Source organism: Oleiphilus sp. HI0061 (assembly GCF_001635675.1).
Genome location: NZ_LWFE01001367.1, coordinates 1 through 3,085, shown reverse-complemented (window position 1 = coordinate 3,085; position 3,085 = coordinate 1). Strand labels below are relative to the sequence as shown.

Sequence of the window (3,085 nt, the reverse complement as noted above, 5' to 3'; positions counted from 1 at the left end):
GTGAAATCTAAAGCTCAGATAGCTGGAGCCCACTTAGGGTCGCGTCGAGTATCAAGATTTGTCTGTCTAATTATTACTAACGATAGATTAATCTGTTGCATTTTTATTATAGCGAACATTTGTCTGCTTTCGAGGTTTGAAATTGTATGTCAGAGAAAACTGAATTTTAGTTTTAGTGAATGCTGGGGGGCGTTTGCTATTGATCTGATTTAAATCGATATAGCCTTTTTATGTCTAGTGCATTATTAAGGTTTAAAGCAGGGAAATGGCATGACAAACAAAAATAAATTATCAACTCGCTTCTATTCAATAAAGAATATTTCTGTTCCTCAACTTATCGAAATGCATAAGTTATTTGTCCAGTATTACAATAACGCCGAGTTTGAAACGTTTGCGACAGATATGGGCAATAAAACGGGAGTTTTTATACTTGAGGATAAACTAAGCAAACGAATTATCGGTTTCTCAACATGGACCGAATTAGAGCTAGATCATGGTAATGAAAAAGCTATCGGTATATTCAGTGGTGATACCGTCGTTGATAAGGCGTATTGGGGAGATAAATCACTTCAAAAAGCTTTCGCAATAAAGTTATTTTCGACAAAACTCAAGAACCCTAGAAAGCATGTGTTCTGGCTACTAATTTCTAAGGGCTATAAAACCTACTTATTGATGACGAACAACTTTCACCAATTTTATCCCTGTCATCAACATCATAACCCGAAGCTAGAGAGTATTGTTGATGAATACTGTAACAAGCTTTATCCGAGCGCTTACTGTTCAAAAAGCCGCTTACTCGATTTTGGTGACGAATATCAAAACCTCAAGGAAGGTGTTGCCTGCATTACGCCAGAAATGAGAGATGAAAACCGTGATATCGACCACTTCGCAAAACTTAACCCAACGTGGGAGAAAGGTACTGAACTACCTTGCGCGGGCGAAGTAACTATAAGTATGTTACTCGATTTCATGCAGCGTAATATGATTCCTTTCAAGAAAAAACAGAGTCGGCAGAGTCTTCGTCAAAAAGCAGGTCAGGTCAGCAAAGAGCTGGGTGATGATTTGCGCCAAAGAGCTGATTCACAGAATTTGGAGCTATCTTAATGTCATTTCTCGGCTCGCTTGCTTCGAAAGGTTTGCATGTTGCGTCACACGCGCTATCCAACAAGGGTGGCGCAAGATTCCGCAGCGCTTGTCGTTCAGTAGAAGAGTCGCAATTATCGATTCTTCAGGGAATACTAGAAAGCGTTTCAGGAACTGAATCCGCAGCCAAGTATCACCTTAGGGAAAATAGCAGCCTCTCCGAGTTCCAAACATTGCCAATTAGCGATTATGATGTTTGGCACGAGCAAATAGAGCGCCAGCAAGCCGGCCGAGAAAATGTTTTAAGCAACATCAAGTGCGAGCGTTATCAGCCCACGAGTGGTTCCACCTCTAAAATGAAGTGGATTCCCTACAATCAAGCCTTCCTCGATGAATTAGATCAGGCAATTAGTCCCTGGATGGCAGACTTATACCGACAATTTCCTGAGATAAAGCAAGGCAAACATTATTGGTCTTTGTCATGGGTCCCGAGCGATCTAAGGAATAAACTTACGAGCAGCATTAACGATGACTTGCAACTTCTCCCTTGGTGGAAGCGTTTGTTTATGTCAGGGACAATGGCTGTTCCTGAAGCCATTTCACTTGCGAATACTTCTGAGGAATCCTCAATTGCAACGGCATGCTATTTAGTTGCTTGCCGGGACTTGTCGTTTATCTCGGTATGGAGCCCAACCTTTGCGCTAAGCCTGTTACAGTTAATCAAAGATAAGCAGCCTCTTATCGTTGAAGTACTAAACTCCGGTCAGTGGCCTGAGACTCTTTCTGGCTTATCACATCTATCCGCACCCAAAAACCCTGACGCCGCTAAGTCGTTAGATGCTTGGGATGGTGAGTTAAGTGCTAAAATGACAAGTATGCTTTGGCCCAAACTTGGTCTCATCAGTGCTTGGGACACCTCATCATCTAAAATTTGGGCGAACAAACTACGCGACTTGTTTCCCCATTGTCGTTTTCAAGGAAAGGGCCTTTGGGCCACTGAAGGCGTCATTAGCTTCCCGTTTCAGGGGAAATACCCATTAGCACTGACTAGTCACTTTTATGAGTTTGAGGACCTGGACACCAATCAAATACATACTAGCTGGCAGCTAACGGAGGGCCAGAATGTACGTCCCATTCTAAGTAGCTCTAATGGTTTACTTCGCTACGCGATGAATGACCAGCTGAAGGTAACCGGCTTTTTAGATCAATGCCCTTGCTTTGAATTCATTGGACGCCTTAGTGGTGTTGATATGGTGGGTGAGAAACTGTCGCCAGAGCTGGCAGTTAATATTATTAATGAGTTTTCCATGCATGACGCTATTTTGCCAATAAGCTTACTCGCGCTCCCTTCTTATTCTGAAGCAAACTTACCTCGCTATGCTTTGTTATGCGAAAACCAGGCTACATATAACAGACTTAACACTTGCGAGCAGAAAAACCTACAGGTCGAACTTGATCGCGAACTAGAAGAATTTTTGCTCCAGAACTTTCACTATAAACTTGCTCGCGAACTTGGTCAGCTCGATCATGCGCACGTTTTGCTCATGGAAGATGCCATGCAGGTTTATACCTCGCATAAGATAGCGCGTGGCATGGTGGCTGGTAACGTTAAAATTGAACCTCTGGTACTTTGGCAAAACGAACTATTCTCTCCTCAATGCTCGAGCGCAAGCAATGAACAGCAAAACAGAGTCGAGGCCGTAAGCTAATGAGCCAGCGCTACGAAATTCGCCCCGCCGAAGATGGTGATTCAGCTGCACTACTACGCCTGATTGATCAAACGCCACAGGAAGGAGAAGTGCACCTGAATTTTGAGCGCGCACCTAACTTTTTTCATGCAACAAAGGTGACCACAACAGATCCGGATGTTTGGGTCATGATTGATCATAAAACAGAGACCTTGTTGGCCTCATTCAGTATTGGTAAGCGCGAAGTTTATGTCGACGGCGAAAAAAGATTAACCCGTTACGGCAATGATCTACGTATTCACCAGGATTATCGT

At 43.2% G+C, this 3,085-nt stretch carries 2 protein-coding genes and 1 pseudogene; all 3 read left to right on the top strand.

The annotated features are described in order from the left end of the window. Nucleotides 1-270 precede the first annotated feature (270 nt). On the top strand, nt 271-1,104 hold the full coding sequence (locus A3735_RS21610) for a hypothetical protein (protein WP_068510704.1): 834 nt from the start codon (nt 271-273) through the stop codon (nt 1,102-1,104). Further along, a complete protein-coding gene (locus A3735_RS21605) occupies nt 1,104-2,792 on the top strand; it encodes a GH3 auxin-responsive promoter family protein (RefSeq protein WP_068510706.1) in 1,689 nt (562 codons plus the stop codon). The genes A3735_RS21610 and A3735_RS21605 overlap by 1 nt, the downstream gene beginning before the upstream one ends. Next, nucleotides 2,792-3,085: pseudogene (locus A3735_RS21600) on the top strand (hypothetical protein); the annotation flags it as partial. The gene A3735_RS21605 and the pseudogene A3735_RS21600, both read left to right, overlap by 1 nt.

Excerpts from the sequence above, each read along its gene's own strand:
- A3735_RS21605 (WP_068510706.1), top strand. The coding sequence starts at position 1,104 with ATGTCATTTCTCGGCTCGCTTGCTTCGAAAGGTTTGCATGTTGCGTCA.
- A3735_RS21610 (WP_068510704.1), top strand. The coding sequence starts at position 271 with ATGACAAACAAAAATAAATTATCAACTCGCTTCTATTCAATAAAGAAT.